Origin of the sequence: Alkalicella caledoniensis, from assembly GCF_014467015.1 — a bacterium.
Classification (GTDB): domain Bacteria; phylum Bacillota; class Proteinivoracia; order Proteinivoracales; family Proteinivoracaceae; genus Alkalicella; species Alkalicella caledoniensis.
In genome coordinates this window covers 1,937,734-1,958,762 of sequence record NZ_CP058559.1, presented here as the reverse complement: position 1 = coordinate 1,958,762, position 21,029 = coordinate 1,937,734, and the positions used below count along the sequence as shown (strand labels likewise).

Sequence of the window (21,029 nt, the reverse complement as noted above, 5' to 3'; positions counted from 1 at the left end):
TTTGCTTTTTGTTTAAAATAATTTTATCACAAAACCCTCAAAAAGTCCTTTAATATTATTTAAATCGTTAACATTTAAATAAGAACCTACGATTTAACGTAGGTTCTTCCAGCTTGTAGACAAACCTCAGACAAAGTCATTGACCCAAGATGTGCATATTAAAAAGCAGTACAATTTATTCGAGGAGGTTGACTTAAGAGCTGAATAGCTAAACGGAAGAAGGGGCGAAGAACAGGACGTTCTGAGAGCTCCACTGAACCATGGACGGTGAATTGGAGCGGTCCCCTTCTGGAGTTTAGATAGAAACCTTAAGTCTCGACGCAGAATTTTGCACAGCGTTTAATATGCGACATTCACCAAAAAATGACTTTGTCATCAGTCTGAAAGAACCTACGAGTTAACGTAGGTTCTTCTTAATGTTTATGGTGAAAAGAATCCCATAGGATTTACTGGGTTTCCATTACCTGCCCCATATCCAGTTCTTATTTCAAAGTGTAAATGGTTTCCAGTGGCACTACCTGTTCTTCCCACTCTTCCTATCAGTTGACCTTTTGATACAGTGGATCCAACAGATGTGTTTATACTTGACAAATGAGCATAATATGTTGCATAGCCGCCAGAGTGTTGTATTACTACAAGGTTTCCATAACTTCCCTGCCGTCCTGCAATCCTCACTGTTCCACCTTCCGAAGCATATACAGCTGTACCAGCAGGAGCTCCTATATCCACCCCTGTGTGGAATGCAATTCTCCCACTAAAAGGATCATTTCGGTTCCCAAACGGGGAAGTAATCTGCCCAGCTCCACTTGCCAGTGGCCATCTGAATCTGCCCACAGCTGCGTTTGACTGTTTAGAAGTTCCTCTTTCAGCTATTCTTGTAACAGGCTCAGATATTACTTCCGTGCCTATTTTTACTTTTTCAACTTCTTCACCGTTTATTTTAGTAACTTGATATTTTGTTTCTTTTATACCATTTACTCCAGGTGTTATTACCCTTGTTTGCCAGTAAAAGAGGCTTGAGTTGTTTTTCCACTCAGTTGTAAATGGAATTGATTCTTGAACAGACACCTCTTCAACTATTTCAACTACAATTAAAGGTTCTGCTGTTGTTAGTTTAAGTTCCTGACCTTCATTTACCACATTGGTTTTAAGGTTGTTCGCTTCTTTTAGTTCTTCCACAGAAATGTTTGCTTTGGTCGCTATATTCCACAAACTGTCACCCCTAGACACTTTATATGTTTCAAAGTTTGTGGTTCCCCTTAGTAGTAAGGATTTAGCAGACTCAAAATCAACTATTTCCTCAGGCTTAACAAGTACATTTTCAAAGCTAATGTCATTAAGTACCTTAGGTTGATCAACTATTTTACCTTTTATGAAGCTGGTGTAATACTCTGTTACGTCTTGAATTATTTGTTTTGCTAAGTCTAGGCTTTCAACTATTACAGTAGGTTCATTTTCAACTAGGATCAACGTAGCAGATGCCTCGTAGTTTACAAGGCTATCAATGCTATACTGCAGATTAGGTAAGTGAATATTGGGTTGAAACTGAAATTCCCTTTTTGTAGAAATTTCCTCCACAATCAAAACGTCGTATCCTGTCCTTTGTTTCTCTTGATCTGTCAAATGGTCAATGATGTTCGTAAGGTCGTCTTGGTCCCTCACAATTCCCACTTCTTGCCCGTTTACGGTTACCAAGTACACAAAACCAGGTTGGTAGTGATTGTACCCTTGGTGGCCTATTGTTAAAAGAATAGCTATAATTATTAGGCTCACAACTCCGATTTGAGTTTGAGTGGCAAATTTGGGGATCTTTAGATTCACCGTAGAATCACCCCTTTCTACATTAAGTCTATCTTCTACTATTCTACATGACTTTCTAATTTCCTTTATTTTTTTGATATTTACAAAAATTTCATAGAAATTTTTTTCACAAGTAGATAGTAGTAAGAGAAGAATGGTAGTACCGCTAGGAAAGATAATATATTAAATAGTGTCTGGCCATTGGCTATCTGCCTTTCAATTAAGCCAGTTGTTGTAACAAGGCTTACTAGCTCTAAAAATGGGTTGAATATTACCAAAATGGCCAAAACACCTAGTAGGTTAAATATTACTTGACCTATTACAATTGTTTTAATTTTTTTTGAGAAAGCAACGCTGGCTATTATACCTGTAACACAAGTGCCTATATTTGCCCCTAAAACTAACGCAATGGATCCCTTTAGGTTAAGGAGCCCCATCCTTGCTAAATTTATTGTGAGAGCTGTTAAAGCGCTACTGCTTTGGATTAGAGCAGTGAACCCAAGACCTAATGATATACCCAAAAATTTATTATCATTTGCCTTTATCAGTGTTTGTCTTATTAAGCTATACTCACTGTTTATAAGATTTTTTAAGGGTAATGACATGAGAAACATGGAAAAGATCAATAATCCAAACCAAATAATTGGTTTTTTAAATCTCCTTGTTTTAGGGAAAATCATTGTTAAAAACAGTATCACTGGGATAGTGTAAAGTAAAAAATCCTTTGGAATACTCAGTAGTTGACCAGTCATTGTTGTTCCAATTTCTGTACCCATTACTGCAGCTAACCCGTGCTTTTCTGAAATTATATCTCCCTGAACTAATCCTATAATCATAATAACTACTATGCTACTACTTTGAACAATAGCTGTTAGTAAGGCACTTGTTAGTGCGAGGGTTATTATAGATCTATTCCTAAAAAACTTCCTTTGATGGGACATTGAAACTAAGTCTGAACAAGATTTAGAAAATCTCTTAAGTATTAATAAAAACAAGCCCAGTGCCAGTACAAATTTTATACTCTGAATGATTGACATAATATACTCCCTTAAAATTAAGTCTTTTATCAATAAATTATATTAAGAGAACTTTTATATTATGATTTTTTTTAATAATTTTCATTTATGTATAAAAAAAAACACCTTATTAGGTGTTAATTTCATAAGATGGTGCCTCAGGGCGGAATCGAACCGCCGACACGAGGATTTTCAGTCCTCTGCTCTACCGACTGAGCTACCGAGGCATAAATGGCGGAGCTGACGGGAGTCGAACCCGCGGTCTCCTGCGTGACAGGCAGGCATGTTAGGCCTCTACACCACAGCTCCTAAATATAATTGGTGACCCCTAGGGGAATCGAACCCCTGATACCGCCGTGAAAGGGCGGTGTCTTAACCGCTTGACCAAGGGGCCAAAAAAATGGTGAGCCATCCGCGACTCGAACGCGGGACACCCTGATTAAAAGTCAGGTGCTCTACCGACTGAGCTAATGGCTCTTAGGACACTTGTATATAATACTATGTCCCAGGTGCTAAGTCAATACTTTTTTATTATTTTTTTTATTTTATATCATGCTAATTGTTTCCAGTGTCTGTTTTCTGTCTGGCCCAACAGAAAACATGGAGACTTGTACCTTTATCAGTTCCTCTATTTTGCGAATATATTTTTGAGCATTTACAGGTAGTTCTTCAAAACTACTTACACCTGTTATATCTTCACTCCAACCATCAACTTCTTCAAATATAGGTTTGCATTTAGCTAGTGTTTCCACACTTGACGGAAAATCTTTTATTATATTGCCATCAACCTCATAGGCAGTACAGATTTGAATCTTTTCTACACCTGTCAAAACATCAAGTAGTGTTAATGCAATATAGTCTAGCCCACTTACTCTTTTAGCATGTCTTAGTATAACGGTGTCAAGCCAACCTATCCTTCTTGGCCTTCCAGTAGTAGTTCCATACTCTTTCCCCACCTCACGGATAGTGTCCGCAGTTTCGTCAAACATTTCAGTAGGAAAAGGTCCATCTCCTACTCTAGTTGAGTAGGCTTTTACTACACCTAAAACCTTGTCGATTTTAGAAGGTCCTATACCTGCTCCAATACACACTCCACCAGCTACAGGGTTAGACGCAGTTACATAAGGATATGTCCCATGATCTATGTCTAACAAAGTGCCTTGGGCTCCTTCGAAAACTACTTTTTTCCCCTGCTCCAATAGCTCTTCTAACAAAACAGATGTGTTACACACATACTTCCTTATACTTTTTCCGTACTCTACATAGCTATTATAAATACTATCAAAGTCAAGGGATTCACCTTCATAATATCTTTCAATTAACCTATTTTTATCTTCTAAGTTAGCAGCTAATTTCTCTTTAAAAACTTCCTCATCCAAAATATCAACTATTCTTATTCCACATCTCGCAGCTTTATCCATATAAGCGGGTCCAATGCCTTTTCCAGTTGTTCCTATCTTGTTTTTTCCTCGTCTTGATTCAGATAGTAAATCTATTGTTTTATGGTATGGAAGTATAAGGTGTGCACCTTCACTGATCCTTAGGTTAGATACATCGATTTTTAGTTCCTCAAGATACTTTATTTCTTTAACTAATGCTTCTAAGTCAACTACCATTCCATTTCCTATAATACATGTTTTATTTTCATTTAGTATTCCTGATGGGATTAGGTGAAGCTTATACTTTTTCCCTCCAAAAACAATAGTATGACCTGCATTGTTGCCCCCTTGATAGCGAACAACTGCATCTGCCTTTTCTGCCATGTAGTCAGTGATTTTACCTTTACCTTCGTCACCCCACTGGGTTCCAACTATTACTAAATTTTTCATATCTAAAACACTCCCTTACGGTTATTTACAGATATCCCTAGCGACAATTACTCCTGTTACTGAGGCTTGCATCAATCCTCTAGTAATACCTGCTCCATCTCCTATGGTATAAAGACCTTTCACATCAGTCTCAAAGTTATTATTCACTTGAACCTTAGATGAATAAAACTTTACTTCTACTCCATATAAAAGGGTGTTCTTAGAGTACATTCCAGGGGCTATTTTATCAAATGCTTTTAAAGTTTCCACTATCGAAGTTAAATACCTCTGGGGAAGGACGAAGCTAAGATCTCCTGGAACAGCACTCTTTAATGTGGGTATAGTGGTGGATTTAGATAGCCTATGGGCGTTTGTTCTCCTGCCATTTATCAGATCACCTAATCTTTGAACTAATATACCGCCACCTGTAATCATATTGCCAAGTTTAGCAACATATTTGCCATATTCAATTGGTTGATCAAAAGGCTCTGTAAACTTTGTTGAAACTAATAGTGCAAAGTTAGTGTTCTCACTTTTTTGTTTAGAGTCAGCAAAACTATGTCCATTTACTACAGCAAGGTTGTCGTCATAGTGTTCTTCTGAAACAAAACCCCCTGGATTTACACAAAAGGAACGAACTTTATTTTCAAATGTATCTGAGTAGTATACCAGTTTAGGTTCATATAAATGTTCAGTTAGATGATCCATAACAGAGTTTGGGACTTCAACTCTAACACCAATATCGACTTCATTATTCTCAGTTTTAATGTTAGCCTTTTTCATTAGCTTCTCTAGCCAACCTGCCCCACCTCTACCAGGAGCAATAACTATCTTATCTGCAAGATAGGTAGTTTCTTCTTTTTTGTTATTTTTTGCTTTTACTCCTTTGACAGTGTCACCTTCAAATATCACTTCGCTAACCTCTGTGAGCTCAACAAATGTGAAATTTTCTTGATCTTTTAAGTAATGATACATATTCTTTAGTACTTCATATCCTAGATCAGTTCCTAAGTGCCTAACAGGGCAAGGAACAAGTTTTATATTGTGCTTAGATGACTCATACATTATATCTTCTACTTTTTTATTGTCTAAACCATGTATAACTCCATTAGCTCCAAAGTCTAAGTATACCTTGTCTACATATTTTATAAGCTCCTGAGCTTCTGAGAAAGTCATATACTCAGTTAATCTCCCACCTACTTCTGGGGACAAGGATAGTTTTCCATCACTAAATGCTCCAGCTCCTGACCATCCATTTACAATTCCACAGGGTTTGCAGTGAACACACTTTTGTATAGTTCTAAGTGGACACTTTCTGCTTTCTATATTTCTTCCTTTATCCAAAATTAGTACATTTTTATTAGGATCTAATTTAACTATTTCCAGTGCAGTAAAAATTCCTGCAGGACCTGCTCCAACAACAATAACATCATACTTTGTCATAGGAATTTCCTCCTTGGTTTTTTTATTTAACCCTATGTAAGTTTAACGAAAAACTCAGTGCTAGTCAAGGTTAAAACACGAACATTGTAGCATTTATATATTTTAATATTCGTGTTTTATGTACTAAAAGTTTTTCTTTACATCACATTTATTATTTTTTTTTGCAAATCGATAACAAAGTGATGGAATAAGCCTTTAAGTTATTATGCCCTCATCAAAGAGGGTTATTTAATAGTTAATAACATAAAAAACCCCAAAAGATTTTGGAGTTTTTTTTAGCCTTAACCAACTGTTTTTATAAGTTCTTCTACATACCTTGCGCTATTGACTAAGTCCTCAACTGATATGCTTTCATGGGTAGTATGGGGTTTAGTCATTCCAACACCTAAGTTGATTGTTGATATGCCATAAGTATTCAAAATATTGGTATCACTACCTCCACCAGTAGCTTTCATTGTAACAGCAAAACCTAAAGCTTCTGCAGCCTTTATGGCATTTTGAACAACTAAGTCTTCTTCTGTAAGATGAAAGGCTGAATACACTCTTTCTATTTTTACTTCAGCTTCAGTACCAAACTCTGCTGCTGCTTTTATAAAACACTCTTCCATGTGCTTAGATTGGGCATTTAGTTTTTCTTCTAAAACACTTCTTGCTTCAGCCTTTATTTCAACCTTGTCTGTAACTATGTTAGTAGCAGTCCCTCCTTGAATTACTCCTATGTTAGCCGTTGTGTCTTCATCTATTCGTAAAAGGTTCATCATGGATATAGCTTTACTAGCCACCTGAATGGCGCTAATTCCTTCTTCTGGGCTAACTCCAGCATGGGCTGATTTACCCTTTACCACCACATCAATTTTGTCCTGGGCTGGTCCTTGAACTACTATTGTGCCCGGTTTTCCGTCACTGTCTAAAACATAGCCCATCTTTGCTTCTAATTTTCCATACTCTAAATTTTTAACACCAAAAAGGCCACCTTCTTCTGCTATGGTAAGAACAACCTCTATATCCCCATGTTCTAAATTATTTTCCTTAATAGATCTAATTCCTTCTAAAATAGCAGCTATACCACCCTTGTCATCTGCAGCTAAAATGGTTTCACCTTCACTATATATAATTTCGTCCTTTATAATTGGCTTTATACCGTTTCCTGGTACTACAGTATCCATATGTGCAGAGAATAGTAGTGTTGGTTTGTTTGCATTCCCTTTTATTTTGGCTATAATATTTCCCGTATCTGATCCAACTTTTTGAGCAGCATCATCTACATATACATCAGCTCCAAGCTCCATTAGTTTCTGACTTAATACTTTAGCCACCTTACCCTCTGTTCTTGTTACACTGTCAATTTGAACAAGTTCAAAAAATTCTTCTAAAAGCCTTTTCTTGTTAACCATGGCATTTACCACCTTCCTAAAAATAGTATACTGTTAGCTTTTCCCTTACAAGTACTTTTTAACAAAACACAAGGCACCCTTGGTTTAGGGTGCCTACTGAGATATCTTTACTTTTAAAGTTGCGTTTATTTCTGGGTATAGTTTTACGTTTAATTCGTATTCACCTAAACTTTTTATGGGTTCTGATAGTTCAATTTTGCGTTTGTCTACCTTAATTCCCTTTTTGGCTAAGAGTTCCGCTATATCTTTTGATGTGACAGAACCAAACAATTTTCCGCCTTCTCCAGATTTAGCCTTCATACTCAAGGAAGTGTTAGTAATTTTGTCTGCAAACTTTTTAGCTTCTTCTAGTTCTTTTTCTTTTTTACGTTCCTCAGACTTTTTTTGTTCATCTAAACTCTTAACATTTCCCTTAGATGCTTCAACTGCATAGCCCTTGGGCAATAGAAAATTTCTTGCATAGCCTTCTGATACCTCAAGAACCTGACCTTGTTGTCCAACCTTCTTAACAGTTTGTAACATTATAACTTTCATATAATCCCTCCCTAAATACGTCTAAAGTTCCAAAAGAAGTCAATTATACCAATAAACATGGCAATTGATTGTAGAATCGGTATAAATAAAATAATTAAAATTATAATCACCTTTATTGCAGCATATCTTATTTTCTCAGAAATTTTATAGTAAATTACCGCTAAGCCTTGAAGAATTATCCCATATAGAGCCACCTGGGTTACATTGTAAGCTATTTGCTTCGTTTGAGGCAAAAATATCGGCAGTAACTGTGCCGCAACGAATGTCCAAATTAGCCAGTCTCCAAACCTCCAGTGAGAAAATTTGGGGAAAGGCTGGGTCTCTATTTTAAACTTCTTTAGTATTATCCTAGTTAGTCCTATGGTAAAAAAAGAGTTTATTGTGGCAGCTAAAACTAAAAGGCCGGGAAATATATATCTTATTTCTTCTCTGGTTAAAGCGATAAACAGTTCTCTATCACCTTGTTCCTCCACAGGAGGTCTTGTCTCTTGAATTCTTTCTGCTATACTCTCTAAAAGTTGAACCTGTAGATCTAAAATCTCTTCTACTATATTATACTCTAAAAAAGTTGTATACAAGAACGCTATAAGTAGTATGGCAGTCAGAAGAGATGCCGTTGTTATAATTAGGGTCATGGTTGGTTTAAGTTTTTTAACAAAACCGTATCCTAGAGCTAATCCTATAAACGATGCATAAATTCCGTTAATAAGAGAGGAAATAGGGTCTATTCCAACTATTATTAGAGTAATAACTGACAAAAAACCTATCATTGTAGCAACTTTGAGATTATGCCTAAATACAGCAAAAAGTATAGGGGTAGGTAGTAGGATAAAGGAAAATAAACTAAATGGTGGTACATAGGTCAATATACTTAAGATAACAAGTATGCCCAATAACAAAGCACCTTCGACAATAGCTTTTGTAGAGATTTTTCTTTGCATTTAGTCACCTCGCACAGAAAGATATTGTTTTAATTCATTAATATCCTCTTCAAATTCAGTTTGGTTAGTATTTATTGTATTTACTTTTTCAGTAAACTTTTGGTCTAGCTTTCTAAAGGAAAATCCTATCCGCTTAGAAAGACAATATAAACTCACCATAATACCTGCTATGTAGTCTAAAACCTGTTCTTCTTTGCCTTTATAAAGAGAATCAAAAACATTAGTAATTCCACCTAATATTTTGATTTTAAGTGCCTCTATACTCGATATATTTTTTATAATATCAACTTTTTCTTGCTTTCCCACCATATTTTCCACCCCGCATAAAGACATATATATATAACACAAAGGGGCAAAAAATTTGCCCCATACATTGCATATTATATACTATTCAGCTGTAAATGGCAATAGTGCGATAATTCTAGCTCTTTTAATCGCAGCAGTTAATTGCCTTTGATGTGGCGCACATGTACCAGATATACGACGAGGCATTATTTTTCCTCTATCAGTTACATATTTACGAAGTTTATCAACACTTTTGTAGTCTATTGTCTCAACTTTATCAACACAGAAACTACAAACTTTTTTTCTTCCTCTTCTTTTATCTCTACGCATCTATTTCCCTCCTTACCAATTAGAATGGAACATCTTCATCTACCTCTTGACCAAAGTTAGAGTAAGACTCTTGATTATCTCCACCGCTTTTTTGCTTAGGATCTAAGAATCTAACATTGTCTGCTACTATTTCAGTAACAAATCTCCTTTGCCCTTCTGGGGTGTCATAGCTTCTTGTTTGTATTCTTCCATCAATACCTGCTAAAGATCCTTTTCTTAAGTAGTTTGCACAGTGCTCTGCTTGAGTCCTCCACACAACAATTGGAACAAAGTCAGCATCCCTTTCCCCTTGTTGATTCGTGAAATTTCGGCTCACTGCTAAAGTGAAGGTGGTAACAGCGATTCCAGTGTTTGGTGTATATCTTAGTTCAGGGTCTTTAGTTAAACGCCCTACTAAAACAACTCTGTTTATCATTGCTCTTCCCCCTTTGTATTACGCTTTTTTAACTACTAAATGTCTAAGGATACCTTCAGAAATCTTGAAGATACGCTCAAGCTCATTAACAACCGCACCTGTACCAGTAAAGTTAACTAGCACGTAATAACCGTCTTTAAGGTCGTTAATTTCGTAAGCTAGCCTTTTTTTACCCCATTGAATAACTTCGTCAACAGTTCCACCTTGATTGGTAATGATGCCGTTAAACTTCTCAATGGCAGCTTCAATAGCCTCTTGGTCTTGATCAGTGTTTAGTATATAAATCAACTCGTATTTTGTCATCGACATTCACCTCCTCCCTTTGGACTAAGCGGCCCTGTTTATAAACAGGGCAGGGACTATAGAACATTATAACATATAATATAGAAAATGCAAATATTAAACCTCTGAATGTTTTATTGTCTTCTTATAGCCCTTTTCAAACTTAACCCTCGGAATAAGTATACTTCTTTCACATTTTGTACATTTAATTCTAAAATCCATTCCTATCCTTAGAATTTCCCATTCGTTATTCCCACAGGGATGAGGTTTTTTCATCTCAACTATATCCCCCAATTGAAAATTAAAGGGTTTATTCATCTTAGGCTGTGGCCCCCTTTAAAGCTTTTGCCAATTGATCTGGACAAGAAGTTCCGTTTCTACATTCAATACCTGATAATCTATCAATTATCTCATCCACTGGCCGCCCTTCAACAAGTTTTGCTATACCCTGTACATTTCCTGCACATCCATTTACAAATTCAACTTTTTCTACTATACCGTTGCTTATTTTAAATATAATTTCTTTTGCACAGGTTCCTTCAGTTTTAAACCTTATTTCCATTGTAATTCCTCCTAAATTGTATTAATTACAAAATCAATGATTTTATGTATCAGTGGAGTAAATAAAGATCCTTCTAGACTAATCTTCGGAATATCCTTTAAAAGAAAGACTGATATTAAGTTGATAAGTAGTATAATTATTGATACAACTATTAAGTTTGAGATAACAGTTATTACTCCCGATGAAATACTTCCTGTAGATTTCCTTTTAAATAGCGTAATGCTCCCAACCACATTTAGAAAAACAATTACTATTGTTAAAACAAGTAACACTTCCATGGATTTTGTAATAGTTTTACCTGCCGTTTCCACCAGTTCGTCTATCAGGTAACCTGTATTATCTTTATAGTAGTTCTCGATTATCTTATTTTGCATCTGAGTTGTTACTGGTAGCTCATCCACAAATGATTTTGTTAGTAAGTATTCTCTATGAGAATTTTCTTCACTCACCTGTATAACATAGTCATTGTCTAATATGGTTTTTACCACTTTTTCTTGGCTAAATATAGCCACATTGTTGTGAATATTTAAAGTTAAAATAAAAGAAATCACTAGTATCAGTGGTTTATACAGTGTTATCTTTGGACTGCTTTTGTACCCTAATAGGAAACTCCAAAAAACAGTATTTACCATAATTAAATCTATAATCATAATCTTCACCTCCCTAAAAAATATTTTAGGTAAGTGAAGATTATTCTTTATTTATAGTAACGAAATGAGTCTCATTATTAGATTTGCGGAAATTCCTGCAGCTAGTCCCCCTATGGTATGAGCAGTTATAGCTTTATTTATCAATTCTCTAGTACCTAGTGCATCCATCATGGCTACATGTGTTGATAAGTACCCTGACCAACACATCCCCATAGCTGTAAACACTGCTATGTCAGATGGTTTTATCCAACCTTGCTCCAAAAATCCTGGAACTAAACCTATAGCTGCTCCCACAGCTCCTAGGGCTGTTATTGGGAAAGCTAGGGCCTGGGGTGAAGAAAATCCAAAAACAGGTTGCAATACTGGATATAAGAAACCTCCTATTTTGGGCAATAGTTCTATACCCTCAAAGGCAGCACCCGTATATCCTCCAGGAGAAGGACCAAAGGTAAGCATCAAAACCAAAGTACAAATAAATAGCACTCCAGGTATTATGGCAAGTCCCATCTCTACACCATTTCTTCCACCTTCTAGTACTGATTCAAGAAACCTTTGCAATATAGTTCCTTCCCTTATCTCCCTATAATCAAAGAGATCTGAGTCATCAGAATCCACTGTACTGTCTTCTTCTTTATATAACTTCTTTGTTTGGCTTAGCATTATCCTAACACTTACAATGCAGCCGATAATTGCACCTATATTACCCACTATGGCTGGCACTAAAAATTCCTTGCCCCTTGCAATCATGAAGCTAGTAACTATAAGGCCCATTCCAAAGGAAGTGCCAAGGTTGCAAAGTACAGGCAATTGATGTTTTTTAAAGTATTTTTTAAAACCTTCATCCTTAGCTAAGCTTATAATGGCGGGATTGTCAGATATATAAGTTGTTATCCCCCCTATAGCTGCTGCCCCTGGCAAATTAAATAGAGGTTTCATCAGTGGAGATAAAATCTTATTTAGTAAAGCAATTAATCCAAATTCAACTCCAACTGCACCCAATGCTCCTGCTAATACAGCTACCGCTAAGATATAAAATACAGTATCTAGTAGTAACTCATGTGCTGTTTTCATTATGGTAGAAAACATATTATCAAAACCCATTATAGAACCGAAAAAAACTCCCGAACCCACCAAAACTGCGGTTATTACAAATGATTCTAAATTAACAGCTTTTACTTTTTTCTTGACCATCTGGGCCATTTTTTCTCCACTCTCCATAAGTTTAGTTATTTTTTTAAATAAAGTGAAGTTATTACTGCCAAAATTGACATCCTAACATTACCCCTAATCAATAATTCTGACAAAAATACAATCCCCCCTGCCAAAATAGATAAGGAAAAAACCAAAATAATTTCTTTTATATAGTCTTCAACATATAAAAATAATTTTTCCCTATATTTTATTAACAGGATTAGATCATAACATAGCTTTGCCAAAAGGAAAGCTACGGGAGCTATAATTATTGGATTTATTTCCTGGTTCGGGTCTAATAAATGCAAAAATAATTCCATAATTATCAGCAAAATAAAAAAACTAAGGATCTTTGCTATAAGGTTCTCTTTCTTTTTCAACCTTCCCACCCTTTTAAGAAAATGTTAAGAAAATAAAACTAATTACCACCATTAAACATATCATCAAAGATGGCCCTAAGCAACCCTTTTTTTCTCCTTTTACAAACTCTTTAGTCTTATTCATAAAACTATCATCACTTAACTCTTTTTTGATATTTTCTTTATGAAATTTTTGAGCAAGTTTAAAGTATTTTAAATACTCCTCTATTTGACCTTGATTTTTATAAATAGTAGCTAAGTTGTTTAGCAAAACAGCATTTTCCTTATCCTTCTCATATGCATCTAGATAGTATTTTTTTGCTGTGTCAAAATCTTCTTCTAAAAAGAAAAGGTTACCCATATTGACCTTGGCTGAAGTATTCCCTTGGTCCTTTTCAAGGGCTGTCTGAAATAGTTTCTTTGCTTCATCTATTTCACCCACCTGGGCTAATATCACACCTAATTTATTATAGCTTTTCCCATGCTCTGGGTCTATTTCTATTATTTTTTTAAACAGTTCATATGCATCTTTGTTCTGAGCACGATTTAAAGAAAGTACACCTTTTTGATACATACTTTCTACCTTATCTACAAGATCCTGAGGTTGTTGTTCATAGCCTTTTTCTTTATCCATGCCTGTCCACTCCTTGTATAATATTAAGCTTTAATACTTTTTAATTAACTAATTATCTTACATTAAAAGAAATAACATTTTTTTTAATAAAGTATACCCCAGTCAAAAACATAATCAAGAAATTTATAAATCCGAAAAAGGGGTACACAAATTTAATAAGTTGAGTAAAACCAATTGAGGACATAGGTATTGCAATGATTATTATAATTGCAACAAGGGTATTATATTTAAGATTTGTTAACTGCTGCAACCGCACTACCAGCCCATGCCCTGACGCTATGGCAGAGGTAAGTATAGCAATACCAATGCTAGGTACTAACAAGTAGTAAAATTTCTGTCCTAAAGGTCTTGCTAAGTCTAGTATGGGTATTTCAGAGTAAGATTCTAAACCTCTTGTGGCTATTGTAATCAAGATTAGCATAGCTCCTAATAACAATCCTGCGTATAGGGGACCAAAAATTATAGTAGATTTATTGTATATTTCTTTTTTTATAGACGATAATACAACCATCCCTATTATTAAATTATAGGAGGCGTAGGTAAGTCCTGATACTAAATAATTTTTTGGCATTATTCCCCCTGTAAAAGCTTTTTCACTTATTATCATACTATTTAAACATATTATCACTATCACTATCACAAGTAAAGGGATAAGGACTGTATTTAACTTCAAAATACCTTTTATTCCACTTGAAAAACTGAGGTATAAAATTAGAGCAATTAGGGAGTAATTTATGTAATTATTAGTGCCTATATTTTCATAAAGTAACCCATTGCCTGCAGCAATCATTATGGTGAAACCTCCAAATAAAAATAAGCTAATTATTATGTCGAAAATTTTTGCTACTTTTTGTCCTGCTATTATCAAAAGCAGATCATAATACGTATCAACTTCTTCATTAAATGTTACATATAAATACATGATTCCAAATACTACTATACATAGGGTAGAAAATAAGACGCCTAGAAGTCCTTTACTTTCAAACATAGTAAAAAATTGTATTATTTCCTGACCTGTGGCAAATCCTGCACCTACTAAGGCACCTACATACGTAAAAGTTATCTTAAGAGTATCGGATTTAAACATTTGATACACCCCCCACATTTTCTTTTATTAAAAAACTTTAGCTAATATGAATAATTATTTTTATTTAAACATAAAAATAATTACATCGAAATTATAGGAGGTTTATTATGCTCAGTTTCTTTAGTAAACCTGATAAAAAGTTATACAGTAACAGGGTTGATTGTTCTTCTAGTAATTGCTATTTTACTTTAAAGAATAATTTATTAGATTATATCCACACTGTAAAAACTGATTGGTCAGACATTGTTATTATGTGTATTGGAACGGACCGCTCTACAGGAGACAGTCTTGGTCCCTTAGTTGGGAGTAAGATTGAAAGGTTGAATGATCTAGATAATATCCATGTAATGGGTACTTTAGATGACCCTGTTCACGCAGCAAATTTAGAAGAAAAGTTAGAGTCAATTCCTAAGCTTAAGAATCCCCTTGTAATTGCCATAGATGCATGCCTAGGTAGTATGGATAACGTAAGCACAGTTTCCGTAGGGATAGGTAGTTTAAAACCGGGAGCCGGTGTAAAGAAAAACTTACCTGAAGTCGGACATATCTATATCACTGGTGTGGTTAATGTTGGTGGCTTTATGGAATATTTTGTTTTACAAAATACTAGATTAGCTATAGTAATGAAAATGGCTAATGTCATTGCAAAAGCTCTTGAGTCAACTGTATTAGATTTAACCTTGCTAAATACTAAAAAGAAGGCTTAATTCGCCTTCTTTTAGTGTACCATTCTATTTTTAATTTCTCGTACAACTTGTTCAACACTCATTCCTTCACAATTAATTACCGGAATCTCATTTGTTATGGTTTCCATTCCCATTAAGTTATCGTCCATGCCTGATACCACTATAGCTATAGGGTTTACAAAGTTTTGAGATAGATCAACAGTCTTATACCCAGCTTTTTCTAACCCTTCCTTAAATTTATCTAAACCATCCTCAACAGCAATTATTCTCATGAATATCCTCCTTAACTTGTTTGTTCTTATTTTGTTTTTATCTTGATTTTTTTATACAAAAAAAGTAGGTGGAAAATTACCATCTACTTTTTTTCTTGTCCTTTATTCTCTTTTGATTTATCACCACTTAGCATTTCACATGCACCTTTGAAGTAAGCACCGTCTCCGATTGAAAGATTAGATACTTTAATATCACCTGTTAATCTAGCACTTGGCATAAGCTCTAATAATCCTGAAGCTTCTATATTACCTTTTATAGTGCCTGACACGGTCACATGTCTAGCCTTTATATTAGCCTCAACAACTCCCGTTTCCCCAACCAAAACATCCCCAGTAATTATTTCACCAGTTACTTTCCCATCGACCCTTAATATCCCCTTACCATTTATGGTGCCACTAAATTCTGTGTCCTTACCTATTATTGTATCCACATTTGCAAAGTCCAACTCTTCTTTTTTCTTAAACAATTTCTTTCCCTCCCAGAATTTAATTCATGTAATTACGGGGATTAACAGGAGTCCCTCTAAGTCTTACCTCGTAGTGTAAATGCGGCCCTGTACTGTTACCAGTGCTTCCAACATAACCAATTATTTGACCTTTTTCTACTTTTTCCCATGGCTTTACAGCAATCCTTGACATATGCGCATAATATGTAGAGAAACCATTACTATGTTCAATGATAACTAGGTTACCCCAACCACTCCTATATGCTGCTACTGAGACACTCCCATCTGCTGTGGCATAAATAGGTGTCCCAGTGCTATTAGCGATGTCGATTCCTGAGTGAAACTCTATCCTACCAGTAAAAGGACCCCTGCGATTACCAAAAGGAGACGATATTCTTCCCCAAGTTGGCCATATACTTGGGGTCGATGCTAATCTACGGTTTGTTTCTTCTATATCCCCTACCATTTCACTCATAGCATCCCTTTGATTTGGCAATAAATTATTGAGATGATTTACACTTCTACTTGCGCGCTCTAGTGTAGTGGTTCCTCTACTATTCACAAACAGCTTTTCATCTATGGATGATTCTTTTTCTACACCTTTTGCTTCATCTTCTATATTTGCAAGATTTTTTAGCTTTTCTTCTAACTCTTTAATTTCCTCAAATTTTTCAATAAGTAGTTGAGTTTCTTTGGCAAGCTCCTCTATTTTACTTTCTTTAGCTATATTCTCTTGTCTTAAGTAATCCAACTCGTCCATTGATTTGGATATATCAACATATCGTGTAACGAAGCTAATGCTTACCATAACAACAGCTAAAATCAATACACCAATGAGTTGAACAGTGGAGATAGGTAGTTTAAATACTAAGGGTGTTCCTTCAGAGTGCGGTATAACCATAATAGTAAATTTGTTGTTTTTCCCCTTAGAAGACAATAACATCCCTCCCCTGTTTTATTTCTATTACTACTAAACTTTATTTCTCTAAAGAAATCATTTTTCCTGCTATAATTATCTATATTTATGACTTAGGGCCCTTTAATTATGACTTAGGGCCTTTTTTTCCTTAGCTACCTCTATTGCTTGCTCTTCTTCTTTTGTCAACTGGTAAGTTGACTTACCGTGCTCAAGGGGCTTGGCATATATCCTAGATTCTTCTCTCCCGTAAATACTACTCATTACAAATCCATTATAATTATCATCTAATAGTGCAATTGCAAAGCTCAAATCACTCCCAGTATTTGAAAAGGCATTGAATCTTATCATTCCAAAGTGCTGAGGATGATTTTTTAAATCCTCATTCATAGCACCTAATACTTTTTCCATATGTTCTACACCCTTATCTAAAACATGTATCTTTCTACCGTATTCTACCATTATTTCTTCTATATTTTGTCCCCCTGAGTAGGTAATTAGCTCTTTATAACCTTTAAACTTCTTATTTATTCTTAAAAAACTTATTAGAAAAACCATCCATGATAATACAAGTAGAATTGCAAGAGTTAATAAAATCATATCACTAAACTCAGAAAATATATCCAAAATATTCATCATACCTAATTCCCCCTAATTTTTCTTTACCAATATAATTATATATTGGTACAAATATATGTCAAATCTTTTTAAATAGAAAAACCTCCCTATTACTTGGGAGGATTATCTATCATATCTACGGGAGCCCAATTATTAGACCATTCACCTTGAATTATATCTCCGAAAATTTCCGGTTTGTCTAAGTGGTTCTTAACATTTCGCCAGTTAGTTTCTTTTTCATCTACCCCCGTTGCATTTAGAATTTCTTGTTCATTAATGGTCATATCAAATTCCGGAGCTACCATCTCTGTAGGTGGTGTTATCTTCTTCTTCATAAAAATCCCTCCTTAAAGATAGCTTTTCCATTATTTTGTGGTAATAGTCATATTAATAATTTAATAATCTTCCTTTATTTTCTATATTTTCTAATTTATTATTTTTATTTAAAAAGACCCTAGGAGCTAAATTCATAACCACACAGCTATGATTGGGAATAAGGGTAATTACTCCTCCGATTTCTGGTTGTTTTTGGCTATTTACAAAGCCATGTTCTTCCGACAGTCCTACTATCTGTGCCTCTGGATACTCCAATATTTTTCCATAACCCTCCAGTATATTACTTCCATGTGTACCTTTATCTAACCCTAGTGTCTTTGCACCTGCATCTATGATAAAACCGCTTTCTTTCTTGCTAATAACAGTGGTCTTTACTGTTAGGGCGCAATTATCCATTTTGGATGTCCTTAATGCCAACTGAGTATTATCATTAAAAATGTAGTTTCCTGGTCTTACTTCAGTAACACCCTGTACATCTATTACAAAATTCAGTGTAGGTGTAGAACCAACACTAATTTCTCTTATGTGTATTCCACTTGCTTTTAGTTTGTTTTTTATGTCAAGTAGAATTTTTCCTTCACTTTGACCAATATTCATAACTTCTGCTAATGACGAGCATTTATAACTATGGCCTGCATGGGTAAGTAGTCCAATCAAGTTTAGATTCCTTTTTAATTTGATATTCTTTGCAAAGGCAATTATATCATCACTGCTTTTAAGACCGCATCTGTTTAGTCCTGTATCTATTTTTATATATACATCTAGCTTTGATCCCTCAAATCCGTTATTAAGCACATCTACACCTTCATATGAGTCGACAATGGTTCCTACCTTTATACCCTCAGACAGCTCTCGTAACCTTGACACATTACTCTGTGTCACTATTGGGTATGCTACTATTATGTCTTTAAAACCCTCTTCTTTTAATAATTCTGCCTCTGAGAGCTTTGCAGTTGTAAATCCAATTGCCCCTATTCTTTCCTGTATTTCAGCTAAAAGAGGTGTTTTGTGGGCTTTGAAGTGTGGTCTTAAATTAATTCCTCTTTTATCACATTCCCTTTGAGTTGTTATTAAATTATTGATCATTATATCATAGTCAATAATAACTGCCGGTGTAATAAGCACTATTTAACCCCCTTAAAAATATATAGTAAGGATAATTATGAATAAAAAAGCCGGTAATAAATTTGCAACTTTTATTTTTTTAATATCCAATATATTAAATCCTATGGCAAATATTAACATTCCACCTAGTCCCTTTATGGCCATTATAATTTCTGGTGTTGCAAAATCCCCTAGAAAAAATGCAAGTAAGTAAACTAATCCTTGATATATAAATACTACAATAGATGAAAAAACAACCCCTATGCCAAGAACAGAAGCAAAAGCAATGGCAGTTACACCATCTATGGCAGCCTTAGCTATCAATATTTCAGAACTTTGAAACAACGCCATTTCTATTGATCCAAGTATAGCCATTGGCCCTACACAGTAAATCAAACTAGCGTAAACCATCCCTGAAGCTATATCACCTTTAAAAATACGACTGACAAACTTCTCGAACCTCTTAGCAACCATGTTAAATTTTCCATCTACGTCAATATATTCACCTAATATGCCCCCAAGAACTATAGCTATTATAATATGCAATATGTTACTCGATTCCATCATGGAACTCACGCCTATCAATATAACAGCCAACCCCAGTCCATGTACTACAGTCTCTTCCATTTTTTTAGGTATTTTTTTGCCAAAAAAACTTCCAATCAATCCACCAAATATTATGGATAGCCCATTAATAATATTTCCCATATTAGATTTCCCCTTTAATTTCCTTTATAGCGGTAATAAGAGTATCTATCTCCCCTTCAGTGTTAAATAAACCTGGTGTTACTCTCACCGTACCCTGTTCTAATGTGTTGAAGCATTTATGAGCTAAAGGAGAGCAGTGAAGGCCTGCCCTTACAGCGATTCCATATACTGTATCCAATATGAAAGCTACGTCTGATGAATATTTATCATCTATGTTAAAAGATACAACGGGTCCTCTTTTTTCCAACTCTTTTGGCCCATAAATTGTTACATATCCTCCTATTTCTTTAATAAGCTTATCTACAAGTTTCATTTTATGTTTCTTAATATTATCTACGCCTTTTTCACTTATATAATCAAGAGAAGCTCCTAAAGAATAGATTCCCGGTGTATTCATGGTTCCACTTTCGTAGCGGTCAGGTCCTTGTTCTGGCATGTCAGGGGATTCTGAAATACTACCTGTACCACCTGTTTTTATTGGTTCTAACAAAACATCTTTTTTTACGTACATACCGCCAACTCCAAAGGGTCCTAATAGACCTTTGTGACCTGCAAATGCCAGCATGTCAATATTCATATTTTGAACATCAATTTTCTCATAACCTAGGCTTTGTGCACCATCTACTGCTAAGTAAACACCCTTTCTTTTAGCTAAATTTCCTATTTGTTCAATATCTTGTATGCAACCAAAAACATTACTACAATGATTAATTATTATTAGTTTTGTATTTTTATTAATTTTTCTTTCCATATCTTCAATATCTATGAACCCTTCTTCATCGTGCTTACATAAATCTATTTTTATTCTTTTGTTTTCTTTTAACCATTCCAAGGGCCTCCATACAGAGTTATGTTCTAATTGTGAAGTTATAACATGGTCTCCCTCTTTTATAACCCCTAACAACATCTGATTTAGAGCCTCAGTTGTATTTGAAGTAAATGATATTTCCCTTGAATCCTTTGCATTTATAAACTCAGCCATTTTCTCTCTAGTTTTATATATAACTCTAGCACACTCTCGAGCTAATGTATGCCCACCCCTACCAGGATTGGCTCCAAATTTTCTAAAAGCATAATCATGTGCTTTATAAACTTCTTCCGGTTTAGGATAACTAGTGGCGCCATTATCTAAATAAATCATATTTTACCTCCCCTAATAGATTGTTTCACGTGAAACAGTATATTTACATAATTGTTTCACGTGAAACAAAA

The 21,029-nt window shown here is 34.9% G+C and carries 27 protein-coding genes and 4 tRNA genes; 1 reads left to right on the top strand and 30 read right to left on the bottom strand.

Annotation, left to right across the window (positions count from 1 at the left end; translation table 11 throughout):
• Positions 1-420 precede the first annotated feature (420 nt).
• From HYG86_RS09780 to HYG86_RS09675, 22 genes are all read right to left on the bottom strand, one after another.
• On the bottom strand, positions 421-1,821 hold the full coding sequence (locus HYG86_RS09780) for a peptidoglycan DD-metalloendopeptidase family protein (RefSeq protein WP_213165399.1): 1,401 nt from the start codon (positions 1,819-1,821) through the stop codon (positions 421-423).
• Between the two features lie 80 nt (positions 1,822-1,901).
• Complete coding sequence (locus tag HYG86_RS09775) at positions 1,902-2,837, bottom strand: Na/Pi symporter (RefSeq protein ID WP_213165398.1); 936 nt, start codon at positions 2,835-2,837, stop codon at positions 1,902-1,904.
• Positions 2,838-2,967: 130 nt separating this feature from the next.
• Positions 2,968-3,043 (bottom strand) — tRNA-Phe (locus tag HYG86_RS09770).
• A gap of 5 nt (positions 3,044-3,048) precedes the next feature.
• Positions 3,049-3,125 (bottom strand) — tRNA-Asp (locus tag HYG86_RS09765).
• Positions 3,126-3,135: 10 nt separating this feature from the next.
• Positions 3,136-3,210 (bottom strand) — tRNA-Glu (locus HYG86_RS09760).
• A gap of 7 nt (positions 3,211-3,217) precedes the next feature.
• Positions 3,218-3,293, bottom strand: a tRNA-Lys gene (locus HYG86_RS09755).
• A gap of 68 nt (positions 3,294-3,361) precedes the next feature.
• Positions 3,362-4,645 carry an adenylosuccinate synthase gene (locus HYG86_RS09750; RefSeq protein WP_213165397.1) on the bottom strand — a complete coding sequence of 428 codons (1,284 nt, stop codon included), beginning with the start codon at positions 4,643-4,645 and terminating at the stop codon, positions 3,362-3,364.
• A gap of 21 nt (positions 4,646-4,666) precedes the next feature.
• Entirely contained in the window at positions 4,667-6,067 is a 1,401-nt protein-coding gene (locus tag HYG86_RS09745; RefSeq protein WP_213165396.1) for an NAD(P)/FAD-dependent oxidoreductase, read from the bottom strand.
• 281 nt (positions 6,068-6,348) lie between these two features.
• Positions 6,349-7,461: a M20/M25/M40 family metallo-hydrolase gene (locus HYG86_RS09740; protein WP_213165395.1), complete on the bottom strand. Its 1,113-nt coding sequence runs from the start codon at positions 7,459-7,461 to the stop codon at positions 6,349-6,351.
• A gap of 93 nt (positions 7,462-7,554) precedes the next feature.
• On the bottom strand, positions 7,555-7,995 hold the full coding sequence (gene rplI / locus HYG86_RS09735; protein WP_213165394.1) for a 50S ribosomal protein L9: 441 nt from the start codon (positions 7,993-7,995) through the stop codon (positions 7,555-7,557).
• A gap of 11 nt (positions 7,996-8,006) precedes the next feature.
• Entirely contained in the window at positions 8,007-8,936 is a 930-nt protein-coding gene (locus HYG86_RS09730; protein ID WP_213165393.1) for a DUF2232 domain-containing protein, read from the bottom strand.
• Positions 8,937-9,245 (bottom strand): MazG-like family protein, encoded by a 309-nt coding sequence (locus HYG86_RS09725; RefSeq protein WP_213165392.1) that lies wholly within the window; start codon positions 9,243-9,245, stop codon positions 8,937-8,939. It lies immediately after the preceding gene.
• A gap of 78 nt (positions 9,246-9,323) precedes the next feature.
• Positions 9,324-9,551: a 30S ribosomal protein S18 gene (gene rpsR, locus HYG86_RS09720; protein ID WP_213165391.1), complete on the bottom strand. Its 228-nt coding sequence runs from the start codon at positions 9,549-9,551 to the stop codon at positions 9,324-9,326.
• A gap of 19 nt (positions 9,552-9,570) precedes the next feature.
• The gene (ssb, locus tag HYG86_RS09715; RefSeq protein ID WP_213165390.1) at positions 9,571-9,966 is read right to left on the bottom strand and encodes a single-stranded DNA-binding protein; all 396 of its coding nucleotides are present in this window, start codon (positions 9,964-9,966) and stop codon (positions 9,571-9,573) included.
• A gap of 18 nt (positions 9,967-9,984) precedes the next feature.
• Complete coding sequence (gene rpsF / locus HYG86_RS09710) at positions 9,985-10,269, bottom strand: 30S ribosomal protein S6 (RefSeq protein ID WP_213165389.1); 285 nt, start codon at positions 10,267-10,269, stop codon at positions 9,985-9,987.
• Positions 10,270-10,365: 96 nt separating this feature from the next.
• Complete coding sequence (locus HYG86_RS09705; protein ID WP_213165388.1) at positions 10,366-10,566, bottom strand: DUF951 domain-containing protein; 201 nt, start codon at positions 10,564-10,566, stop codon at positions 10,366-10,368.
• 1 nt (position 10,567) lies between these two features.
• Positions 10,568-10,804, bottom strand: coding sequence for a TIGR03905 family TSCPD domain-containing protein (locus tag HYG86_RS09700; RefSeq protein WP_213169200.1), 237 nt, complete (start codon positions 10,802-10,804; stop codon positions 10,568-10,570).
• A gap of 17 nt (positions 10,805-10,821) precedes the next feature.
• Positions 10,822-11,460: a hypothetical protein gene (locus HYG86_RS09695; RefSeq protein WP_213165387.1), complete on the bottom strand. Its 639-nt coding sequence runs from the start codon at positions 11,458-11,460 to the stop codon at positions 10,822-10,824.
• Positions 11,461-11,511: 51 nt separating this feature from the next.
• A complete protein-coding gene (locus HYG86_RS09690; protein WP_213165386.1) occupies positions 11,512-12,678 on the bottom strand; it encodes a CD0519/CD1768 family membrane protein in 1,167 nt (388 codons plus the stop codon).
• A gap of 8 nt (positions 12,679-12,686) precedes the next feature.
• Complete coding sequence (locus HYG86_RS09685) at positions 12,687-12,971, bottom strand: hypothetical protein (RefSeq protein WP_213165385.1); 285 nt, start codon at positions 12,969-12,971, stop codon at positions 12,687-12,689.
• Positions 12,972-13,044: 73 nt separating this feature from the next.
• Positions 13,045-13,644 carry a tetratricopeptide repeat protein gene (locus HYG86_RS09680; RefSeq protein ID WP_213165384.1) on the bottom strand — a complete coding sequence of 200 codons (600 nt, stop codon included), beginning with the start codon at positions 13,642-13,644 and terminating at the stop codon, positions 13,045-13,047.
• Between the two features lie 52 nt (positions 13,645-13,696).
• Positions 13,697-14,731 carry a YkvI family membrane protein gene (locus tag HYG86_RS09675; protein WP_213165383.1) on the bottom strand — a complete coding sequence of 345 codons (1,035 nt, stop codon included), beginning with the start codon at positions 14,729-14,731 and terminating at the stop codon, positions 13,697-13,699.
• Between the two features lie 107 nt (positions 14,732-14,838).
• On the opposite strand from HYG86_RS09675, the gene yyaC reads away from it, so the two are divergent.
• The gene (gene yyaC, locus HYG86_RS09670; protein WP_213165382.1) at positions 14,839-15,438 is read left to right on the top strand and encodes a spore protease YyaC; all 600 of its coding nucleotides are present in this window, start codon (positions 14,839-14,841) and stop codon (positions 15,436-15,438) included.
• A gap of 11 nt (positions 15,439-15,449) precedes the next feature.
• On the opposite strand, the gene HYG86_RS09665 is transcribed toward yyaC, so the two are convergent.
• The 8 genes from HYG86_RS09665 to HYG86_RS09630 all read right to left on the bottom strand — a co-directional run bounded on the left by HYG86_RS09665 (position 15,450) and on the right by HYG86_RS09630 (position 20,958).
• Positions 15,450-15,689, bottom strand: a complete 240-nt coding sequence (locus HYG86_RS09665) for a YkuS family protein (RefSeq protein WP_213165381.1) — start codon at positions 15,687-15,689, stop codon at positions 15,450-15,452.
• A gap of 83 nt (positions 15,690-15,772) precedes the next feature.
• Positions 15,773-16,156, bottom strand: coding sequence for a bactofilin family protein (locus HYG86_RS09660; protein WP_213165380.1), 384 nt, complete (start codon positions 16,154-16,156; stop codon positions 15,773-15,775).
• Positions 16,157-16,175: 19 nt separating this feature from the next.
• Positions 16,176-17,072: a M23 family metallopeptidase gene (locus HYG86_RS09655; protein WP_213165379.1), complete on the bottom strand. Its 897-nt coding sequence runs from the start codon at positions 17,070-17,072 to the stop codon at positions 16,176-16,178.
• 102 nt (positions 17,073-17,174) lie between these two features.
• Entirely contained in the window at positions 17,175-17,690 is a 516-nt protein-coding gene (locus HYG86_RS09650; RefSeq protein WP_213165378.1) for a DUF4446 family protein, read from the bottom strand.
• An 89-nt stretch (positions 17,691-17,779) separates the two neighbouring features.
• On the bottom strand, positions 17,780-18,004 hold the full coding sequence (locus HYG86_RS09645; RefSeq protein WP_213165377.1) for a hypothetical protein: 225 nt from the start codon (positions 18,002-18,004) through the stop codon (positions 17,780-17,782).
• Positions 18,005-18,056: 52 nt separating this feature from the next.
• A complete protein-coding gene (locus tag HYG86_RS09640; protein WP_213165376.1) occupies positions 18,057-19,130 on the bottom strand; it encodes an alanine racemase in 1,074 nt (357 codons plus the stop codon).
• A gap of 12 nt (positions 19,131-19,142) precedes the next feature.
• On the bottom strand, positions 19,143-19,817 hold the full coding sequence (locus tag HYG86_RS09635; protein WP_213165375.1) for a DUF554 domain-containing protein: 675 nt from the start codon (positions 19,815-19,817) through the stop codon (positions 19,143-19,145).
• A 1-nt stretch (position 19,818) separates the two neighbouring features.
• Positions 19,819-20,958 (bottom strand): aminotransferase class V-fold PLP-dependent enzyme, encoded by a 1,140-nt coding sequence (locus tag HYG86_RS09630; RefSeq protein ID WP_213165374.1) that lies wholly within the window; start codon positions 20,956-20,958, stop codon positions 19,819-19,821.
• Between the last annotated feature and the right edge of the window lie 71 nt (positions 20,959-21,029).